Below are 19,817 nucleotides of genomic sequence, written 5' to 3' on the forward strand. Positions count from 1 at the left end.
AAACGGGCCTTTGAGGCCCGTTTTGCTTAAGCGTTTGTCTTTTAACTGCCCGCCACTTTCATGCGGTTGACCAACACGGAACCAATCGTCTTGGCGCCCATGTTGTAGGCGTCAGCACCAATCGCCTCAATGCCTTGGAACATGTCTTTCATGTTGCCTGCAATGGTGATCTCTTGGACGGGGAAGGCGATTTGGCCGTTCTCCACCCAAAAACCGCTGGCGCCGCGCGAGTAATCGCCGGTCACATAGTTCACGCCTTGGCCCATCAGCTCGATCACAAACAGGCCCGTGCCGAGTTTTTTAAGCATGGCGTCCAGATCGTCGCTGCTCTGCGTCAAACGCGAGCGCATCACCAAGTTGTGCGAACCACCGGCATTGCCCGTGGTGGGCATGCCCAGTTTGCGGGCTGAGTAGGTACTCAAGAAGTAGCCCTCCACTCGACCACCTTTGACCACACTGCGCGCACGGGTCGTCACGCCTTCATCGTCAAATGGCGAGCTGCCTTTGCCGCGCAAGATGAACGGGTCTTCCAAAATATCGATGTGCTTGGGGAACACGCGTTTGCCCAAAGAGTCCAACAAAAACGTGCTCTTGCGGTACAGGGCTCCGCCGCTCACTGCCTGCACAAAACCACCCAACAAGCCCGCGGCCACCGGTGCTTCAAACAGCACAGGGCACTCGGTGGTGGCGATTTTGCGAGACTTCAAACGGCTCAGCGCACGCTCAGCTGCGTAACGTCCCACCGCCTCGGGCGACGCCAAATCTTCGGCCGCACGCATGGAGCTGTACCACGAGTCGCGCTGCATGTTGTTGCCTTTGCCCGCAATCGGGGCCACCGAAAAGCCTTGGCGCGAGCTGGCATAACCGCCACGAAAACCGTGCGTGTGTGCGCTAAAGAAGTGGCTCTGCTGTGCCGACACCGCCGCACCTTCGCTGTTGGTGATGCGTTTGCTGGTGCGCAAGGCTGCCTCTTCGCAACGCAAGGCCAGCGCAGCTGCCTCTTCGCTGGTGATGGCCCAAGGGTGGAACAAATCCAAATCGCGGTGCGTTTTGGCAATGTCTTTTTCATCCGGCAAGCCTGCCGTGGGGTCTTCCGCTGTGAAGCGGGCGATGTCGTAAGCCGCCTGCACCGTGCGCTCGACGGCGGCACCTGAGAAATCAGAGGTACTGGCGTTGCCACGGCGGTTGCCCAGATACACGGTCACGCCCAGCGATTTGTCGCGGTTGCGCTCCACGTTTTCTAACTCGCCTTTGCGCACCGACACACTCAAACCGCAGCCTTCAGAAGCCTCAGCGCCCACATCCGTGGCACCCAGTTTTTTGGCGTGAGCGATGGCGTGGTCCACCAACGCCTCGAATTGTTCGCGGCTGTGGCTGAAGCCTTGCGCAGGGGTGTGTTGAGGGGCTTGGGTTTTAGAAGCTTTGGTCATATCGGCGGCTATGATACTGGCCAGTGCATTTGCCTCCGTGTTGGAGGGCGAAACTGCCGATATTTACCTCCCCCTCTATGTCACGTAAACCCAAAAAAGGTTATTTCGTCCGCGGCCAATTTGTGGCCGAAGGTAGCGAACTCGACCTCGAACTCAAAGCTGAACTCAAAGGCACCGACGGCGCCAGCCGCACCGACCGCAAAAAAGACAGCGACGAGCGCCAAGACCTTGGCGTGGAGATGCTGACCTTGCGCAACGACTTGTCGCAGCGTCTCAACCTCCAAGGTCACGTCACCGACCAACTGCGCGACGCCTTGGCCGAAGCGCGCCGCATCACGAACTTTGAAGGCAAACGCCGTCAAATGCAGTACGTGGGCAAACTCATGCGCAAGCTGAGCGAAGAGTCCATTGACGCGGTCAAAGACGCGCTCAACGAGCAACGCATGGGCAGCACCCGCGACACCTTGGCGCTTCACTTGGCCGAGCACTGGCGCGACCGTTTGATTGCCGAAGACACCGCGGCCCAAGAATGGATGACTGAGCACCCCAGCACCGACAGCCAACAGCTGCGTGCCTTGGTGCGTCAAGCCCGCAAAGACGACACCACCTCCAAGGCCGATGTCGCCAAGGGCTTGCTGCCCCGCCAAGGCCGTGCGTACCGTGATATTTTTCAACTCATCAAAGAACAGATGAACTTGGCAGATGACGCCGCTCACACGCCAGAAGACGAGGATGGAGAGTACAAGTCATGAGCGACACGCCCTTGCCCACGCCAGATGCACGTTGCGACACCATTCGCGTGGGCATCGTCTCCATCAGCGACCGCGCCTCCAGCGGCACCTACGAAGACAAGGGTCTGCCGGCCTTGCGTGACTGGCTAGGCCAAGCCCTGCTCAACCCCATCGAGTACCAAGCCCGCTTGATCCCTGACGACCAAGCCACCATCAGCCAAACGCTGATTGAACTGGTCGATGCGGGCTGCGCCTTGGTGCTGACCACAGGCGGCACAGGCCCTGCACTGCGCGATGTCACGCCTGAAGCCACCTTGGCAGTGGCCGACAAAGAAATGCCCGGCTTTGGCGAACAAATGCGCCAAATCAGCCTGCGCTTTGTGCCAACAGCCATCTTGTCGCGCCAAGTGGCGGTGATTCGTGGACAGAGCTTGATCATCAACTTGCCCGGACAACCCAAGTCCATCCAAGAAACTTTAGGTGGCTTGCAAGATGCGCAAGGTCAGCAAGTGGTCGACGGGATTTTTGCCGCTGTGCCTTATTGCATCGACTTGATTGGCGGCCCCTACATGGAAACGCGTGATGCGTTTTGCAAAGGCTGGCGGCCTAAAACAGCCATCCGCCCTGCCCGCTAAACAGCAAGCGATGGCGTTGACAACGCCGCAAAAACAAAGGCCCCAATGTATGGGGCCTTTTGCTTGAGGGTGCCACGCCGTTCAGTGCTCAGTGCTTGGCAGGTTTGGTTTTCGGCTTGCTCTTGCCATCCGGCGCCGGATTGGCGCTGCGAGCACGAGGCTTTTCTTCAGACATGTCAAAGAAAATTTCATCAAAGAACAGTTTGATGCGCGGTAAGTCCTTACCTTGGCTTTTCAAATTGGGTTCAAAGCACAGCACATTGAACACATAGCTGTTCATCGCATCCACAAACTTGCTGAAATGCGGCACCTCCACCGAGTCAATCGGGTCGATGGCCAAGTACCAAGGCTGCGCATGTCCTGCCTCAATGCGCATATTGATGGCACATTTCACCTCACTGAAGAACAAGCCGTATTGCTCGATATTCAAAATCAATTCGCCCACAAAGCTTCCCTCATCGTTGAGAGCCGCAGAGATTTCGGTGGGATATAAAGTTAAAAATTTCATCTCTTATTCAAGCAACTGGTTGATACGCGCCGCTTCGAATTGTTCTTTGCGCGCCGCATCGTCGGGCACGCAATCGGGTCTGGCTTGGCCGGCAGACAATTGTTCAATGGCCTGCCACAGCAAGGCGATTTGATGCTCTTGCGTGGCCGCATTGTCAATCAAACCACGCATGGCTTGACTGACGGGATCGTCGTTTTGGGTCACGCCATAGGCTGAGAACCCCATTTTTGACGCTGTTTCTTCACGCTTGGCGTCGGTCTCGGCGTGGATGATGCGAGCGGGGTTGCCCACCGCCGTGGCGCCTGCAGGCACAGGCTTGGTCACCACGGCGTTGCTGCCCACTTTGGCGCCATCGCCCACGGTGAAGCCGCCCAGCACTTTGGCGCCAGCACCAATCACCACGTCTTTGCCCAAGGTGGGGTGACGCTTGGCACCTTTGTAAAGCGAGGTGCCCCCCAAGGTCACGCCTTGGTAAATGGTGCATCCATCGCCAATCTCGGCAGTCTCGCCCACCACCACGCCCATTGCATGGTCAAAAAACACGCGGTCCCCAATCTTGGCGGCGGGGTGAATTTCAATGCCAGTGCACCAACGCGAGATGTGCGAGATAAAGCGGCCCAGCCATTTGAGTCCCAGATTCCAACAACCATGCGCCAAGCGATGCAGCACCACCGCGTGCAAACCGGGGTAACACGTCAAGACTTCCCAGCGGCTGCGAGCGGCGGGGTCACGGTCCAAAATGCATTGAACATCTGAGCGAATGCGTGAAAACATAATCAAGATTATCGTTGTCCAAGGGTGGGGTTCTGAGCAGCCTGCGACATCGCTTTGGCAATGCCTCGCAAAATGTGGATTTCTTCTTGCGTGATCTGGGCGCGGTTGAACAGTTGGTTCAACCGTGGCATGAGTTTTTTAGGCGCGTCTGGGTCTAAAAATCCGATGTCGGTCAATGACTGCTGCCAATGGTCAAGCAAACCAGCGAGTTGCTGGGCATCGGCCAAGGGTGTCACAGCAGGCGCTGAGGGCACAAGGGTTTGCATGGCATCTGCCGCATCTGCAGCGGGCAGCATGGTGGCTAATCCGCCCAGCGCTTGTCGCCAATCGTAGGCCAACACCTGCACAGCGGCCCCCAAGTTGAGTGAGCCAAATTTAGGATCGGTCGGAATGCTCAAGCAGGTGTGGCAACGGTACACGTCTTCGTTGCGCATGCCAAAGCGCTCGGACCCGAACAAAAACGCCACGCCAAAATCTGGGTCATGCGCATGCTCGGCGGCCAAAGCGGCAAAGTGCGGGCGGGGCTCTAACGTGGGCGGGCCAAAGTCGCGGGGCGTCATGGCTGTGGCGCACAGGTGAGTCATGCCGTCCAAGGCCTCGTCCAGCGTGGCCACCACACGGGCGTTGGCCAGCACATCAAGGGCGCCACTGGCGCGTTGGATGGTCTCTTCGCGGCGCAGCACGTTGTCCCAACGGGGGGCAACCAGCACCATATCGGTGAATCCCATGACCTTCATGGCTCGGGCGGTCGCGCCCACATTGCCGGCGTGGCTGGTGTTAATTAATATGAAGCGGGTTTTCATCGGTGTTTTGTAAGGCTTAGCGCGTAAAATCTGTGGCTATTGTCGCCGCCCGCATCGCCGGGCGTTCATCTTCGACCTGTTTGGGTCAGCTCTTCACAAAATCTATGTCGTCCTCTTCTGTACACCCCATGCTCAACGTGGCCGTCAAGGCTGCACGCGCCGCTGGCGCCATCATCAACCGCGCCGCGCTCGACGTGGAAGCTGTGCGTATTTCACAGAAGCAAGTGAACGACTTTGTGACCGAGGTTGACCACAACAGCGAACGCATCATCATCGACACCCTTTTAGGCGCTTACCCCGACCACGGCATCTTGGCCGAAGAGTCTGGCGCCACACACGGCAACCCCGACGCCGACCACATCTGGATCATCGACCCGCTCGATGGCACCACCAACTTCATCCACGGCTTTCCCTACTACTGCGTGAGCATTGCCTTGCAAGTGCAAGGCCGCATTGAACAAGCTGTGGTGTACGACCCCACCCGCAACGACTTGTTCACGGCCAGCAAAGGCCGTGGCGCGTTCATGAACGACCGCCGCATCCGCGTGAGCAAACGCACCCGCTTGGAAGAGTGCTTGCTCGCCACAGGCTTTCCCTTCCGTCCCGGTGACGACTTCAACAAATACCTCAGCCTGATGGGCGACATCATGCAACGCACCGCCGGCCTGCGCCGCCCAGGTGCTGCGGCACTCGACTTGGCCTACGTGGCCGCAGGCTTCAGCGACGGTTTCTTTGAACTCGGCCTGAAACCTTGGGACATGGCAGCGGGCACGTTGCTGATCACCGAAGCCGGTGGTTTGGTGAGTAACTTCACAGGCGAAGGCCCCTTCTTGGAGCACGAAGAGTGCTTGGCCGCCCCACCCCGCATCTACGCGCAGTTGGTGCCGCTCACGCAAAAGTACTCCAAGTTTGCGGGCGTTGACGAGAAGCGTGCGGCCAGCACCGCAGCCAAAACCTTGAGCGTGTCACGCGCTGCGCCAGACGCGCCTTTGTAAAAAAACTCTTTCTGGCAGGCACTGCGATGCGTGATTTGTCTGGACACACCCCCATGATGCAGCAGTACTTGGGGCTCAAAGCTGAGCATCCCGAGACGCTGTTGTTCTACCGCATGGGCGACTTTTACGAGTTGTTCTTTGCGGATGCAGAGAAGGTCACGCGCCTGCTCGACATCACGCTCACGCAACGCGGTCAGTCCAACGGCGAGCCCGTGGTGATGGCCGGTGTGCCATTTCACTCGCTAGAAACCTACCTCTCACGCCTCATCAAGCTCGGCGAATCCGTGGCGATTTGCGAGCAAGTGGGCGATGTGGGCGCGAGCAAAGGCCCCGTCGAGCGCAAAGTGGTGCGCGTAGTCACGCCGGGCACGCTCACAGACAGCGCCTTGCTCAGCGACAAAACCGAAGCCTATGTGCTGGCCATTCACCAGAGCGACCGCCATGGTTGCGGCTTGGCGTGGCTCAGCGTCACGCAAGGCTTGGTGCATTTGGCCGAGTGTGAGACAGCCGAGCTGCCCAACTGGATTGCGCGCGTGGCACCCAGCGAAATCATTTACAGCGCCGAAGTTAGCCCCGCGTTTGAGCAACAGCTGAAAAACTTTTGCAGCAATTTGGGTCTGCCCACTCAAGTGCGCCCCGCGTTTCAGTTTGATGCCGCTTTAGGTGGCCGCAAGCTGCTGGAACATTTGCAAGCCGCCTCACTCAATGCGTGGAACGCACAAGACGTGGTGCAAGCCCATGCCGCCGCCGCAGCGCTGCTGGCCTACGCCGAACACACCCAAGGCCGCGCGCTCACGCACGTGCACGGTGTGTACGTGGCGCGCAACGATGCGCTGATCGACCTGCCGCTCACCACCCGTCGCAACCTAGAGCTGACCCAAACCCTGCGCGGCGAAGACTCGCCCACCTTATTCTCGTTGCTCGACACCTGCATGACGGGCATGGGCAGCCGTCAGCTGAAAAACTGGCTGCTCTCACCCGAGCGTGACCGCAGCCAAGCCATGCACCGCTTGGCAGCCATTGAAGCGCTGCAAGACAACCGCACCCAAAGCTACAAAGTGCTGCGCGACGCCCTCAAAGGCTCGGGCGATGTGCAGCGCATCAGCGCCCGCGTGTCGCTGCGCCAAGTGCGTCCGCGTGAATTGGTGTCCTTGGGTCAAGCGCTACAAAAGGCGTTGCGCATTCAGCCGCTCATTCCCACCTCTCCAGCGCAAGCAGCGTTGCAGGCGGAGCGCTCTGCGGAGGTGAAGGAGGAGCTCGCCCAGCGAGCGGGGGACACGCAGCAGAGCGCTCCGCCTGCAACGCTGCTGACGCAAATCGCCCAAGATATGGGCGTACCGCCCGAATGTGGTGCACTACTCGAACGCGCTTTGCTGCCCGAGCCCGCCGTCTTGGTGCGCGATGGTGGCGTCATTGGCCACGGCTACGACGCAGACCTCGACGAGCTGCGTGCCATCCAAAACAACTGCGACGGCTTCTTGCTTGAACTCGAAGCCCGCGAGCGCGAGCGCACCGGCATTGCCAACCTGCGCGTGCAGTTCAACAAGGTGCATGGCTTTTACATCGAGGTCACGCAAGGCCAAATCGACAAAGTGCCGGCCGATTACACGCGCCGCCAAACCTTGAAAAACGCTGAGCGCTTCATCACGCCCGAGCTCAAAGCCTTTGAAGACAAAGCCCTCAGTGCCCAAGAACGCGCCTTGGCCCGCGAGAAGTTTTTGTTCGAGCAACTGCTCGACACCTTGCAGCAGTTTGTGCCCGCCCTCACCCGCTTGGCCCAAGCCGTGGCCACGCTGGACGCACTGTGTGCTTTGGCTGAACGCTCGCTCACGCTGGGCTGGTGTGCGCCTGAGTTTGTGAAAACGCCGTGCATTGAAATCAGCCAAGGCCGCCACCCTGTGGTGGAAGCCCGCTTGGCCGAAACGCATGGCGTGGTGGCTGGCGGCGCGGCCAAAACCTTCATTGCCAACGACACCATGCTGGGCCACAAGCAGCGCATGCAAGTCATCACCGGTCCCAACATGGGCGGTAAATCGACCTACATGCGCCAAGTGGCCATCATCGTGTTGCTGGCCAGCATGGGCAGCCATGTGCCCGCCACGGCGTGCCGCTTGGGCCCGATTGACGCCATCCACACCCGCATTGGCGCCGCTGACGACTTGGCCAACGCGCAATCGACCTTCATGCTGGAGATGACCGAGGCCGCGCAAATCTTGCACGCCGCCACGCCGCACAGCTTGGTGTTGATGGACGAGATTGGCCGCGGCACCTCCACCTTCGACGGCTTGGCCTTGGCCAGCGGCATTGCCACGCATTTGCACGACAAGACCCAAGCCTTCACGCTGTTTGCCACGCATTACTTTGAACTCACCGAGTTCCCTGCCAACCACCGCGCTGCGGTGAACGTGCATGTGAGCGCGGCTGAGAGCGGGGGATCAGGAGGCACCGCAGGCGGTGGTGGCATTGTGTTCTTGCACGAAATTCAACCTGGCCCCGCCAGCCGCAGCTACGGTATTCAAGTGGCTCGCTTAGCTGGCATGCCTTCTGCTGTACTCAGCCATGCCCGCCATGCCTTGGCCTCGCTCGAAGCGGGAGCTGACGCATCGAAGGTACAAGTCGACCTCTTTGCCCCACCGCCGTTGCAAGACGATGTGGGCCCCAGCCCGCTGCAAGCCAAGCTGGCCGAGATCGACCCCGACAAACTCAGTCCACGCGATGCGTTGGACGCTCTGTATCAATTGAAGAAACTGTTATGACCTATTGCGTCGGTATCAAACTCAAAGCGGGCTTGGTGTTCTTGTCCGACTCGCGCACCAATGCGGGCCTCGACCAAATCAGCACCTTCCGCAAAATGATTGTTTACGAGAAGCCCGGCGACCGCTTCATGGTCTTGTTGTCGGCAGGCAATTTGTCGATCTCGCAATCGGTGCGCGAAATTTTACAAGTCGAACAACTCAAGGACACGCCTGAGAGCGAACCCATCACCATCTGGAACGCCAAGAGCATGTTTGATGCGGTGCGCGTCTTGGGTGCGGCCATTCGCCGCGTGCACGAGCGCGATGCTGCGGCTCTCAAAGCCTCGGGCGTGGACTTCAATGTGTCGCTCATCTTTGGTGGCCAAATCGCAGGCGAAGGCATGCGCTTGTTTCAGGTGTACTCGCCCGGCAACTTCATCGAAGCCACGGCTGAAACGCCCTATTTCCAAATTGGCGAATCCAAATACGGCAAGCCCGTACTCGACCGCGTGTTGCAGCCCGACACGCCCTTGAACGAGGCCGCCAAATGCGCCTTGGTGTCGATGGACTCCACCCTCAAATCCAACCTCTCGGTCGGCTTGCCGCTCGACATGGTGGTGTACGAAGCCGACAAGTTCCAAAGCGACAAAGTGGTGTGCATCGACGAGCACAACCCCTACTTTCAAATGATGCACAACACCTGGGGCGAAAAACTCCGCGAAGTGTTTGACAGCATCGACGATCCCGTGTGGAACGGCAGCGCTGCCGCCACCCCCTTGATGCAGCCTGCGGCGCGCGCCCCTGCCCTCAAGAAAATCATGACGCCTGATGAAAAGCTGATCTAAGCCTGTCATGCACAAAGAGCCCCTCATCGTCTTCTCGCACGGCAACAGTTTTCCCGCCAGCACCTACGGCGTGATGCTGGACGCCATCCGCGCACGCGGCTTTCGCGTGGAAGCGATTGACAAATTTGGTCACGACCAGCGCTACCCCGTCAGCGACAACTGGCCGCACTTGGTGCAACAGCTGACCGACTTTGCCTCGCCCTTGGCCGCGCAAAACGGCCCCGTGTTTTTGGTGGGCCATTCGCTGGGCGGCATCCTCAGCATGATGGTGGCGGCCAAGGCCCCGCAACTCGTGCGTGGCGTGGTGTTGTTAGACGCGCCGATGTTGGGCGGCTGGAAGGCCCAGCTGCTGAAAGTCGGCAAACGCATTCCGGGTGCCGAAGCCTTGTCTCCCGCGTCGGTCAGCCGCAAGCGTCGCAACACATGGCCCAGCGAAGCAGCTGCGTTGGAACACTTTCAGCATAAAAAGATCTTTGCCAAGTGGGACCCGCAAGTGCTGCGCGATTACGTGGCACACGGCACGCACGACGAAGTCACCGCGCAAGGCACACGCCGTGTGTTGAGCTTTGACCGCGATGTGGAAAGTGCCATCTACAACGGCCTGCCCGACCACTTAGAAGCCTATTTCAAACGCCATCCGCTCACATGCAAAGCCGCCTTGATAGGCGGCTTGCAATCGCGTGAGTTGAAACAAGTGGGGCTGGATTTCAGCCGCCGCGTCACGCATGGCCGCGTGATGAAGGTGGACGGCACGCATCTGTTTCCGATGGAGCACCCGTTGGTGGCGGCTGCGGCAGTTGAGGCCGCGCTGCTTAACTTAATCGGCTAAGCCGCCCAAGTGACCGCGCCGGTCCACGCGGTGGCCAACACCACGATGCCAAACACGATGCGGTACCAAGCAAACGGCACAAAGCTGTGGCTGGCGATGTAGCGCAGCAACCAACGCACGCAAATCCAAGCACTGAGAAACGACATCACCAAGCCCACGGCAAACACGGGCGCATCGGCCATGCTCAACAGCGCACGTTCTTTGTAGAGGCTGTAAGCGCCAGCGCCAATCAAGGTCGGGATTGCCAAGTAGAACGAAAAGTCTGTGGCCGCTTTGCGCGACAAACCCAGCAACATGCCGCCAATGATGGTCGCGCCGCTGCGGCTGGTGCCTGGAATCATGGCCAAACACTGCACCAAGCCGACCTTTAAAGCGTCCAGCGGCGACATGCTCTCCACATTCACAATGCGGGCGTTGTCGTTGGGGTGCGCCTCTTCGCCCTCAGGCTTGGCGCGGCCCCACCCCTCGGCCCACAAAATGATGAAGCCGCCGATGATGAAGGTGCTGGCCACCACAGTGGGGGTGAACAAATGGGCCTTGATGAACTTGCCAAACAACAAGCCCAACACCACAGCGGGCAAGAAGGCAATCAGCACATTCAACGTAAAGCGGCGTGCGGCTTTTTGCGTGGGCAAGGCCACCACAGTGCCCGCCAGCTTTTGCCAATACACAATGATCACAGCCAAGATGGCGCCGGTTTGAATGGCGATGTCAAACACCTTGGCTTTGTCGTCGTCCATGCCGAGCAAAGCGCCAGCCAAAATCAAATGCCCTGTGGATGAGATGGGCAAAAACTCAGTCAAACCTTCGACGATGCCCATCACAGCGGCTTTGAGTAACAAAACGATATCCATACAACTCCTTCGATCGTTTGGATTATCCCTCTAGGCACTCTGGCCCAAAATTTTGAGCTGTCATCCGCTGTTCTGTGCCGTTGTCGTGGTGATGTCGTGTGAAAGTCGCCCTGCTGACGTGTTCAACTCTGAGGTAAATCACTAAATTACGGCCCTCGGCAAACAGGAACTTCATATGTTGATTCAAAAACTCAGACTCCAACGCGGCTGGTCACAACAGCAACTCGCAGACCTCAGCGGTCTGAGCGTGCGCACCATCCAACGCCTTGAACAAGGGCAAGTGGCAAGCACTGAATCGTTGAAGTCTCTGGCTGCCGTGTTTGAAATTGACTTCTCAACCCTTCAGGAGCCCGACATGAACACATCCACCCTTGCAACAACCCCATCCGGATTCAATGCGGATGAAGCCTTGGCCTTCGCCCAAGTGCGCAAACTCAAAGGTTTTTACCTGCACTTGGCCCAATACGCGTTCACGCTTGCGATCTTGCTGGCCATCAACCTGTGGACGCACCCTCAATACCTTTGGGTACGTTGGGTCGCTTTGGGCTGGGGTATGGGCGTGTTGTTCCATGCCTTGCGTGTGTTTCAACGCCTCAGCCCCTTTGGCGCTGAGTGGGAGAAAAAACAAGTCGAAAAGCGCCTGGGCCGAAAAATCTGAAGGACGCAGCGGACAAAGACAGCGGACAAAAGGCACGCGCAACGCAAGATCGCACCTTGCCCCGCCTAAAATCTGCGGATGACGAAACCCGCCCCCACTGCGACCGAACAAGACCACAAGCCCAGCAACTTTTTGCGCCAAATCATCGAAAACGATTTGGCACAAGGCACCTACGCCAGCCGCCGCTGGGCAGGCAGCCCCGGCGACGCCGCGCACCACGCTGCGGGCCAGCCCGACCCGGCCAAGATCCGCACCCGCTTCCCGCCCGAGCCCAACGGCTATTTGCATGTGGGCCACGCCAAAAGCATCTGCATCAACTTTGGACTGGCCAAGGAATACGGCGGCGTGTGCCACCTGCGCTTTGACGACACCAACCCCGAAAAAGAGGACACCGAATACGTCAACAGCATCATCGACGCCGTGAAATGGCTCGGCTTTGACTGGGCCCAGCTGGGCCAAGCCCAAGGCGCAGCCGCATCCCAGGACTGCAGCGCCGCGCCCTACCAAGCCAGCGACTACTTCGACTTCATGTACCGCGCCGCCGAAGCGCTGATCGAAGCAGGCCACGCCTATGTGGACGAACAAAGCGCAGAAGACATGCGCGCCAACCGGGGCGACTTTGGCAAGCCCGGCGTGGACAGCCCCTTCCGTACCCGAACGGTTGAACAGAACCTGGCGCGCTTCAGAGAAATGCGTGACGGCCAACTGGCAGACGGTGCTGCGGTGCTGCGTGCCAAGATCGACATGGCTTCGCCCAACATCAACCTGCGCGACCCGGCCATTTACCGCATCCGCCGCGCCACCCACCACCACACCGGCGACACATGGTGCATCTACCCGATGTACACCTTTGCCCACCCCATCGAAGACGCGCTGGAGCAAATCACCCACAGCATTTGTACGCTGGAGTTTGAAGACCAGCGCCCGTTTTACGACTGGCTGATGGCGCGTTTGTCTGAGTCGACAACCCGTTCCGATGGCCAGGTGGTGGCCGGTTTGCTCGCTGCACCTGCGCCTAAGCAATACGAGTTCTCGCGCCTCAACCTCACTTACGTCATCACCAGCAAACGCAAACTCGCGCAACTGGTGAACGAAAACAAAGTCAGCGGTTGGGACGACCCCCGCATGCCCACCATCGTGGGCCTGCGCCGCCGCGGCTACACGCCGACAAGCTTGCGCCTGTTTGCCGACCGCATTGGCGTGACCAAATCGGACAGCTGGATTGACTATTCCACGCTCGAAGGCTGCCTGCGTGAAGACTTGGAAAACACCGCACACCGCGCCATGGCCGTGCTTGACCCCGTCAAACTCGTGCTCACCAACTGGGACGAGGTGATGGGTACTGGCCACCTTGAGCCTTGCACACAACCTGCGCTGCCTCACGCCGAGGAAGGCATGGAAGTACCCACGCGCCATTTCAAAATTGGCAAAGAAGTGTGGATTGAGCGCGACGACTTTTTAGAAGAACCGCCCAAGGGCTACAAACGTCTTTATCCGCCCCGGGCAGGCGCGGATGGCCAAATGCTTCCCGGCAACAAAGTGCGCCTCAAAGGCGGCTATGTCATTGAGTGCACGGGCTGCACCAAAGACGCGAACGGTGTGATCGAGCAAGTTCAAGCCACCCTCATCCCCGACACCAAGAGCGGCACCCCCGGCAGCGCCACTGTCAAGGCCAGCGCCGCCATCACTTGGGTGGGCGTGAACGACGGGTTGAGTGCCGAAGTGCGCCTGTATGACCGCTTGTTCACCGATGCACAACCTGACGCAGGCGGCAAAGACTTCCTTGCAGCCCTCAACCCCGACAGCCTCAAAGTGGTGAACGCGTATGTCGAACCCTCACTGGCCAACGTGCCCGCAGGTGCGCACTTTCAGTTTGAACGCCACGGCTACTTTGTGACCGACCGCGTGGACCATGCGGGGGGTAAGTTGGTGTTTAACAAAATCACGGGGCTCAAGGACACTTGGGCGAAATGATGCGCGACTAGGTCCGCGCATTCAAAGGCGAAGAAATCGAAACGCAAACGCAGGACAAAATGTTGACCCGCCATCAACAGTCTCTGCAACACGCCAAGACCAAGATGCCGCCCGTATAAGTCACGGGTCTCTTCCCCTCAATCCGGCACCTTCAACACCTGCCCAGGAACAAGCGCGTCCGGTGAGGTCAGCACGCGAGGGTTGGCTTCAAACAAGCGCGGGAACTGGCTGGGGTCGCCATAGACGCGATTGGCGATTTGGCCCAGCGTGTCGCCGGAACGCACTTCATACACATTGCCCGAGGCGTCACGCTCTGTGCTAACCGCATTGACTGACTCTGCGGGGCGATTTTGTGCAGGTGCGGCTGGGGCATTTCGTGAGCTGGCTTGCTGTGTTCGCTCCGATCGCTTGCCTTCAGACCTAGCGGACTTGGTCGCCCTTGGTTGATCTGCCCCAGCGCTTTGCAAATTAAAGGCACCACCGCCTGATGTGTTGCCTGCACCATTGCTACCCCCAGGGGACATCCCCATTCGTCCACCGTTCTGGACCATTTGATCTAAGACGTTGAATTTGCCGTACCAATAGCCCCCAAAACCCGTGGTCATCATACAAAACACCATCGCCACACCGAGGTAAATGGGGGTGCTGCTCATCCCCGCGGCAGGAGCTGAACCACCAGAACCTGCTGGGGCTTCCATGATTTGGCCGTCTTTGATCACAAACTGTTGAAGAGGTTGCATGGTGGTTCACCTTTTAAAAAAGAATACTTAAATATTAATAATCATTAGACGTACATCCATATTAAATTTTGTTAACGCTTACCCGCATACGATAGATCGTGTCTACATAAGCCGCTCACCCACCGCTGCGTGAGGCACGCCAGGGAGACAGGCCGAGCCGTGCAAATAGCGCCTTCAAAGTTGTTCGCTGAGACTGTGAATGACCCTGTGCATAACCTGATGCATATCAGCGCAAACCCTTATGCCACGGGGGCTGGAACAAGGTGCTGTCAAAAGAGGCAGTGCAGCGCCCCAAGTTGCATCAAGCCGATCGTTCGAGTTATACGCACAGACTGTGAATGACCCTGTGGAAAACTCCGTGGATAGCGCCTCAAAGCCTTACTGGCATTGGCTTCCGACACGATGCAAAAAAATTAAGCATCCTCAAAAATCAACTTTTGAGGTGCCTAAAAGTAATAAAAATAAAGGTTTGATTCACAAAAAAAGAACATCAAACACATTTCATGGCGCTAATTTGTGCTTACGTTTTACTGAAAATGAGTTGTTCTACCGCACTGTGAATGACCCTGTGCATAACCCTAGGGATATCCTCGCAAACCCTTACCCAGCTTGGGCTGACACAGAGTGCTTCATTTATAGGCAGTTTGTGACAAGGTGACGTCAAAAACCCTTGCAAGTTGAACTCGCGTTATTTTTTCTCAACAGGGTTAGCGGTCAACAAGTTGGCAGGGTAAGCGCGCATGAACTCTCGGGCTTTTTCAGGGCGTGCGCTGAGCCAAGCGGCGTAGGCGCCCTCACCCAGAATGGCGGGCATGCGCTTTTCGTTGCCGTTTTGTTGGTAGCGGTGCAGCAAGGCGTGGCTGTTGGCGTTGACGGTCAACAGGGTGAAGCTGACGATCTCCACGCCTTCTTTTTCCCAGCGTTCCCACAGGCCCGCCACGCCCATGGGTTTGCCGTCCACGCGCGCAATGCGGGTGGGCACAGCTTTGCCGCTGCGCCAATCGTCTTCAAAAAAGGCCATGACAGGCACGATGCAACGCTGGCCGTTGAGCCACGCATCACGAAAATTGTTCGACGTGGTGACCGTCTCTGAGCGCGCGTTGATCAGCTTGGTCGAGCGCAGTTTGGCATCGGAGGCTGATTTCACCCACGGCGGCACCAAGCCAAATTGGCCATAACCCAGTTCGGGCATGGGTGTCGATTCCGCCGCTGCATTGCGGATGAACACCCCCGCTTTGCGCGGCCACACATCACGTTCAAAGGCTTGTGTGGGGGGAGCCACATCAAAGGCATCGGGGTACAGGGCGGCGTTGTGCACGCTTTCAAAATGAGCAGTCATGCGGGCGATGCTAGCTGAGTGCCTGCTACGCTCTAGGCTTGACTGTTGAGACCCCATGCTGATTCGATTTAACAAACCCTACGGCGTGCTGAGCCAATTCACCGCAGAAGGCCGCTGGCAAGGCCTGAAAGACTTCATCCAACTGCCCGGCGTTTACGTGGCCGGCCGTTTAGACGCCGACAGCGAAGGCCTGCTGCTGCTCACCGACGACGGCCAACTGCAAGCCCGCATTGCCGACCCGCGCTTCAAGATGGAAAAAACCTACCTCGCCCAAGTCGAAGACGTGGTGAATGACGAGGCCTTGCAAGCCCTGCAGCGCGGCGTGCTGCTCAACGATGGCCCCACCCTGCCCGCCCGCGCACGCGCAGTCGACGCGCCCGCAGACCTGTGGCCACGCACACCGCCCATACGCGAGCGGCAAAACAAACCCACCTCGTGGCTAGAGCTGACCATCCGCGAAGGCCGCAACCGCCAAGTGCGCCGCATGACGGCGGCTGTGGGTTTACCCACGCTGCGCTTGATTCGCACCGCCATTGGCCCCTACAACTTGGACGATTTGCCCAGCGGCACCTGGCGCGAAACATTGGCCTAATAAGCGATCAAGTCACGCGGCGTGAATTACCATGCCTGCACATCTCACTCCGAGATGAATCCTAAGGAGGGATGTATGGCCAAAGGCGAACAACACAGTAACAAGATGACGAAAAAGCCCAAGAAGGACACGTCACCCCCCAAGACTTCCACCTCGGACCGTCCCAACCCACCCACCACTTACGTCGCACCACGCGGCAAGATCAAGTCCAAATAAACCCGACTTGACGCCTGCGTGACGACCGAGTCACGCAGCGCGCGGCACACTGGCGCTCTGAAACTCAAAACTTTGGAGACCAACCCCATGAATACCCAAGACCTGTTTTCGCTGCAAGGCCGCACCGCCATCGTCACCGGTGGCTCGCGCGGCATTGGCCGCATGATTGCCGAAGGCTTTTTACGCCAAGGGGCACGGGTCTACATCACAGCCCGCAAGGCCGCAGTTTGCGAACAAACGGCCAAAGAACTGTCGGCCTTGGGCCACTGCGTGGCGCTGCCACTCGATGTGTCCAGCTTAGAAGGCGCCAAAGCTTTGCTGGCTGCGTATGCCCAGCACGAAAGCCAGCTCGACATTTTGGTCAACAACGCAGGCGCAGCGTGGGGCGCTCCGTTCAACGAATTTCCCGAAGCCGGTTGGGACAAAGTGGTGGACCTCAACATGAAGGCGCCATTCTTTTTGACCCAAACCTTTGCCCCCATGCTGCGCGCCGCGGCCCAAACACACGCGGCCAAGGTGATCAACATCGCCTCCATCGACGGCATTTCGGTCAACCCATGGGAAACCTATTCGTACGCGGCCAGCAAAGCGGGTCTGATTCACCTCACCCGCCGCATGGCCACGCGTTTGATTGAAGACGGCATCGTGGTCAACGCCATCGCCCCTGGCCCCTTTGCCTCCGACATGAACGTCGAAGCCCGCGACCACGGCGACACCGTGGCCGATCGCGTGCCCGCCAAGCGCGTGGGCCAACCCGAAGACATGGCTGCAGCTGCCATCTATTTAGCATCCCGCGCAGGCGACTACGTGCTGGGCCACACCTTGGTGGTGGACGGCGGCGTGACGCATGTGCGCGGTGACGCTTGACACATTTATGACGCCCCACAACACCTTCTCGATCTTCACCGTTCACGTTCAACCCGCTGATTTGCAATACGACGTCGAGGGCGACTTGACCTTGCTCGAAGCGGCCGAGATGTCGCGCATCGAGCTGCCCAGCTCGTGCCGCAACGGCACTTGCCGCACCTGCATCTGCCGCTTGGTGAGCGGCGAGGTGGACTACACCGTCGAATGGCCGGGCTTGAGCGCCGAAGAAAAAGCAGAAGGCTATGTGCTGCCCTGCGTGGCGCGCCCACGCTCCAACGTGGTGATCGCGCAGCCCGAAGCCCGCGCCACGTAAGATTGGGTCGAAAGACACCGATTTATGACCCCGATTTATGAAGACGAACACCTGCTGGTGTTTGAAAAACCCAGCGGCCTGCTGTCCGTGCCAGGCCGAGGCCCCGAGAAGCAAGACTGCCTTTCCAAGCGCGTGCAAGACATTTACACCGACGCGTTGGTGGTGCACCGCCTGGACCAAGACACCTCGGGCCTGATCGTCATGGCACGCGGCATCGAAGCCCAACGCCGCATCAGCCGCTTGTTTGAAACCCGTCAGGTGAGCAAACGCTACATGGCGGTGGTAGCCGGCAACCCATCGCAGACACAAGCCGAAGTGCCTGCCAACGAAGAGGGTTGGCGCACCATCGAAGGCAACATCCTGCTCGACTGGGAGCGTCGCCCCATCCACATCATTCACCCCGACGGCAAGCCCAGCCGCAGCCTGTGGCGTTGTGTGCAAGCGGGGCAAGAAGCCAGCTTGATTGAGCTAGAGCCCTTCACCGGCCGCACCCACCAGTTGCGCGTGCACATGCAAAGCATTGGCCATCCCATGCTGGGCGACTCGCTGTATGCGCCGCCCGAGCTCAAGGCCCTCACGCCGCGCTTGATGCTGCATGCCCAAGACATTGGTTTTCCGCACCCCTTCACCCAAGCGCCCCTGATGTTCAGCGCGCCGGTGCACTGGTCGGCGCAGGCCCCGTATGTCGTGATGGAAAGCCCGTAAGGCATCTGTAGCCCAAGCGGCGCACACTGATTTGGTTTTATTTCAACTTGATCTTATTTTTAACAACGGGAGACAAACATGCGTGAAGTAGTCGTGGTGAGTGGTGTTCGCACAGCAATCGGTACTTATGGCGGTAGCCTGAAAGACATTCCCCCCAGCGAGCTGGCCGCCCAAGTGGTGCGCGAGTCGTTGGCGCGTGCGGGCGTAGACGGCAAAGACGTGGGCCATGTGGTGTTCGGCCATGTGGTCAACACCGAGCCCAAAGACATGTATTTGTCGCGCTTGGCAGCCGTCAACGGCGGTTGCGCCGAAGGCACCCCTGCATTCAACGTGAACCGCTTGTGCGGTTCGGGTTTGCAAGCCATCGTGAGCGCCAGCCAATCCATCATGCTGGGTGACTGCGACGTGGCCATTGGCGGCGGCGCTGAAAACATGAGCCGTGGCCCTTACGCCTCCTTGAGCGCACGTTGGGGCGCACGCATGGGCGACACCAAGATGGTCGACATGGTGGTCGGCGCTTTGCACGACCCCTTCCACACCATCCACATGGGTGTGACTGCTGAAAACGTAGCTGCCAAATTTGGCATCACCCGCGAGATGCAAGACGCCTTGGCCGTCGAAAGCCACAACCGCGCCCAACGCGCCACCGAAGCTGGCTTGTTCAAAGACCAAATCTTGCCCGTCATCTTGAAGAGCAAAAAAGGCGACGTGGCCTACGCCACCGACGAACACTTCCGCCCCAACTGCAAGCTCGAAGACATGGCCAAGTTGAAGCCTGTGTTCGTCAAAGAAAACGGCACCGTGACCGCCGGTAACGCTTCGGGCATCAACGACGCTGCCGCTGCCGTGGTGTTGATGGAAGCCAAAGCCGCACAAGCACGCGGTGCCAAGCCTTTGGCACGTTTGGTGGCCTACGCCCACACAGGCCTCGATCCCAAAATCATGGGCATGGGCCCCGTGTCAGCCTCACGCCTCGCCTTGCAAAAAGCAGGCTTGACCACCAACGACATGGACGTGATCGAAGCCAACGAAGCCTTTGCCGCACAAGCTTGCGCCGTGACGAAAGAGCTGGGCCTGGACCCTGCCAAGGTCAACCCCAACGGCTCGGGCATTTCGTTGGGTCACCCCATCGGTGCCACCGGCGCGTTGATCACCGTGAAAGCGTTGTACGAGTTGCAACGCATTCAAGGCAAGTACGCCCTGGTGACCATGTGCATCGGCGGCGGCCAGGGCATTGCTGCCATCTTTGAACGCATGTAAGCCAAAATAGGCAG

General features: G+C 58.8%; 21 protein-coding genes. 14 read left to right on the plus strand and 7 right to left on the minus strand.

Annotated features, from left to right (window positions below):
- Positions 1 to 41 precede the first annotated feature (41 nt).
- The gene (gene pmbA, locus C5F52_RS11585) at positions 42 to 1,430 is read right to left on the minus strand and encodes a metalloprotease PmbA (protein ID WP_104798494.1); all 1,389 of its coding nucleotides are present in this window, start codon (positions 1,428 to 1,430) and stop codon (positions 42 to 44) included.
- Between the two features lie 77 nt (positions 1,431 to 1,507).
- Here pmbA and yjgA point away from each other — a divergent pair, with 77 nt between their 5' ends.
- Both yjgA and mog read left to right on the plus strand, forming a co-directional pair.
- A complete protein-coding gene (gene yjgA / locus C5F52_RS11590; protein ID WP_104798495.1) occupies positions 1,508 to 2,182 on the plus strand; it encodes a ribosome biogenesis factor YjgA in 675 nt (224 codons plus the stop codon).
- Entirely contained in the window at positions 2,179 to 2,796 is a 618-nt protein-coding gene (gene mog / locus C5F52_RS11595; protein WP_104798496.1) for a molybdopterin adenylyltransferase, read from the plus strand. The genes yjgA and mog overlap by 4 nt, the downstream gene beginning before the upstream one ends.
- 88 nt (positions 2,797 to 2,884) lie before the next feature.
- Here the strand turns inward: mog and C5F52_RS11600 are convergent, their stop codons facing one another.
- The 3 genes from C5F52_RS11600 to C5F52_RS11610 are packed head-to-tail and all read right to left on the minus strand — an operon-like array spanning position 2,885 to position 4,881.
- Entirely contained in the window at positions 2,885 to 3,304 is a 420-nt protein-coding gene (locus tag C5F52_RS11600; RefSeq protein ID WP_104798497.1) for a hypothetical protein, read from the minus strand.
- 3 nt (positions 3,305 to 3,307) lie between these two features.
- On the minus strand, positions 3,308 to 4,078 hold the full coding sequence (gene cysE / locus C5F52_RS11605) for a serine O-acetyltransferase (RefSeq protein WP_104798498.1): 771 nt from the start codon (positions 4,076 to 4,078) through the stop codon (positions 3,308 to 3,310).
- A gap of 8 nt (positions 4,079 to 4,086) precedes the next feature.
- Entirely contained in the window at positions 4,087 to 4,881 is a 795-nt protein-coding gene (locus tag C5F52_RS11610; RefSeq protein WP_104798499.1) for an RNA methyltransferase, read from the minus strand.
- 104 nt (positions 4,882 to 4,985) lie between these two features.
- On the opposite strand from C5F52_RS11610, the gene C5F52_RS11615 reads away from it, so the two are divergent.
- Genes C5F52_RS11615 through C5F52_RS11630 form a run of 4 tightly spaced genes read left to right on the plus strand, consistent with a single transcriptional unit; the run spans position 4,986 to position 10,285 of the window.
- Positions 4,986 to 5,876, plus strand: a complete 891-nt coding sequence (locus tag C5F52_RS11615; RefSeq protein ID WP_104798500.1) for an inositol monophosphatase family protein — start codon at positions 4,986 to 4,988, stop codon at positions 5,874 to 5,876.
- 26 nt (positions 5,877 to 5,902) lie between these two features.
- Positions 5,903 to 8,632, plus strand: coding sequence for a DNA mismatch repair protein MutS (mutS, locus tag C5F52_RS11620; RefSeq protein WP_236657835.1), 2,730 nt, complete (start codon positions 5,903 to 5,905; stop codon positions 8,630 to 8,632).
- Positions 8,629 to 9,456: a proteasome-type protease gene (locus tag C5F52_RS11625; protein ID WP_104798501.1), complete on the plus strand. Its 828-nt coding sequence runs from the start codon at positions 8,629 to 8,631 to the stop codon at positions 9,454 to 9,456. The genes mutS and C5F52_RS11625 overlap by 4 nt, the downstream gene beginning before the upstream one ends.
- A gap of 7 nt (positions 9,457 to 9,463) precedes the next feature.
- Positions 9,464 to 10,285 carry an alpha/beta hydrolase gene (locus C5F52_RS11630; protein ID WP_104798502.1) on the plus strand — a complete coding sequence of 274 codons (822 nt, stop codon included), beginning with the start codon at positions 9,464 to 9,466 and terminating at the stop codon, positions 10,283 to 10,285.
- Here C5F52_RS11630 and C5F52_RS11635 read toward each other — a convergent pair.
- Entirely contained in the window at positions 10,282 to 11,139 is an 858-nt protein-coding gene (locus C5F52_RS11635) for an undecaprenyl-diphosphate phosphatase (RefSeq protein WP_104798503.1), read from the minus strand. The genes C5F52_RS11630 and C5F52_RS11635 overlap by 4 nt on opposite strands.
- A gap of 175 nt (positions 11,140 to 11,314) precedes the next feature.
- Between C5F52_RS11635 and C5F52_RS11640 the strand changes: the two genes are divergently transcribed.
- Both C5F52_RS11640 and C5F52_RS11645 read left to right on the plus strand, forming a co-directional pair.
- On the plus strand, positions 11,315 to 11,797 hold the full coding sequence (locus tag C5F52_RS11640) for a helix-turn-helix domain-containing protein (RefSeq protein ID WP_104798504.1): 483 nt from the start codon (positions 11,315 to 11,317) through the stop codon (positions 11,795 to 11,797).
- 78 nt (positions 11,798 to 11,875) lie between these two features.
- Positions 11,876 to 13,771 (plus strand): glutamine--tRNA ligase/YqeY domain fusion protein, encoded by a 1,896-nt coding sequence (locus tag C5F52_RS11645; RefSeq protein ID WP_104798505.1) that lies wholly within the window; start codon positions 11,876 to 11,878, stop codon positions 13,769 to 13,771.
- Positions 13,772 to 13,908: 137 nt separating this feature from the next.
- Here C5F52_RS11645 and C5F52_RS11650 read toward each other — a convergent pair whose 3' ends face one another.
- Together C5F52_RS11650 and C5F52_RS11655 are read right to left on the minus strand one after the other, a co-directional pair.
- Positions 13,909 to 14,511 (minus strand): LysM peptidoglycan-binding domain-containing protein, encoded by a 603-nt coding sequence (locus C5F52_RS11650; protein ID WP_104798506.1) that lies wholly within the window; start codon positions 14,509 to 14,511, stop codon positions 13,909 to 13,911.
- Positions 14,512 to 15,199: 688 nt separating this feature from the next.
- A complete protein-coding gene (locus C5F52_RS11655) occupies positions 15,200 to 15,850 on the minus strand; it encodes an SOS response-associated peptidase (RefSeq protein WP_104798507.1) in 651 nt (216 codons plus the stop codon).
- Between the two features lie 55 nt (positions 15,851 to 15,905).
- On the opposite strand from C5F52_RS11655, the gene C5F52_RS11660 reads away from it, so the two are divergent.
- The 6 genes from C5F52_RS11660 to bktB all read left to right on the plus strand — a co-directional run bounded on the left by C5F52_RS11660 (position 15,906) and on the right by bktB (position 19,803).
- On the plus strand, positions 15,906 to 16,442 hold the full coding sequence (locus C5F52_RS11660; RefSeq protein WP_104798508.1) for a pseudouridine synthase: 537 nt from the start codon (positions 15,906 to 15,908) through the stop codon (positions 16,440 to 16,442).
- 75 nt (positions 16,443 to 16,517) lie between these two features.
- Entirely contained in the window at positions 16,518 to 16,658 is a 141-nt protein-coding gene (locus C5F52_RS30045; protein WP_201747003.1) for a hypothetical protein, read from the plus strand.
- A gap of 87 nt (positions 16,659 to 16,745) precedes the next feature.
- A complete protein-coding gene (locus C5F52_RS11665) occupies positions 16,746 to 17,525 on the plus strand; it encodes an SDR family oxidoreductase (protein ID WP_104798580.1) in 780 nt (259 codons plus the stop codon).
- Positions 17,526 to 17,532: 7 nt separating this feature from the next.
- A complete protein-coding gene (locus C5F52_RS11670) occupies positions 17,533 to 17,838 on the plus strand; it encodes a 2Fe-2S iron-sulfur cluster-binding protein (RefSeq protein WP_104798581.1) in 306 nt (101 codons plus the stop codon).
- A 24-nt stretch (positions 17,839 to 17,862) separates the two neighbouring features.
- Positions 17,863 to 18,543, plus strand: coding sequence for an RluA family pseudouridine synthase (locus C5F52_RS11675; protein ID WP_104798509.1), 681 nt, complete (start codon positions 17,863 to 17,865; stop codon positions 18,541 to 18,543).
- 78 nt (positions 18,544 to 18,621) lie between these two features.
- Positions 18,622 to 19,803, plus strand: coding sequence for a beta-ketothiolase BktB (gene bktB / locus C5F52_RS11680; protein ID WP_104798510.1), 1,182 nt, complete (start codon positions 18,622 to 18,624; stop codon positions 19,801 to 19,803).
- Positions 19,804 to 19,817: the final 14 nt, after the last annotated feature.

The organism is Limnohabitans sp. TS-CS-82, assembly GCF_002943475.1.